Origin of the sequence: Streptomyces milbemycinicus (assembly GCF_002154605.1) — a bacterium.
Lineage (GTDB): Bacteria > Actinomycetota > Actinomycetes > Streptomycetales > Streptomycetaceae > Streptomyces > Streptomyces milbemycinicus.
Genome location: NZ_MUNE01001068.1, coordinates 590 through 1,066, shown reverse-complemented (window position 1 = coordinate 1,066; position 477 = coordinate 590). Strand labels below are relative to the sequence as shown.

Genomic DNA, 477 nt, shown 5'->3' with positions numbered 1-477 from the left:
CCCGGCTCCACGCTGTGGCTCAACCAGGGCATGTTCACCGACGCCGGAATGAAACAGGGCTGGACCTCCCAGGACTTCGCCGACGTCGCCAAGAAGGCCACCCACGGCAAGACCTACGCACTGGGCGCCGCCACCGGCTCACTGTTCGGCAACGGCGTGCACTCCGCCGCCCACAACGCCCCGCAGGGCTGGGCCGTGGACAAGAAGGGCACCTTCCACCCGAACTACACCGACGAGCGGCTCAAGGCCGCGATCGCCTACCAGACGCAGCTGCGCAAGAACGGTTCCTACCACCCCGACGCCACCTCGCTGTCGCAGGTGGACCTGTCCACGCTGTTCCTCAACGGCACCGTGGGCTCCCAGCAGAACGGCTTCGGCTCCTACCAGACCCTCTACCCCGACTCCAAGGGCCTGCTCACCCCCGCGCCCGCCCTGCCCTACGGTGTGGACGGCACCCCCGGCGGCATCGTCGCCGCC

General features: G+C 69.2%; 1 pseudogene. It reads left to right on the top strand.

Annotated features, from left to right (window positions below):
* Positions 1–477, top strand: a pseudogene (locus CCN51_RS58910) (extracellular solute-binding protein); the annotation flags it as partial.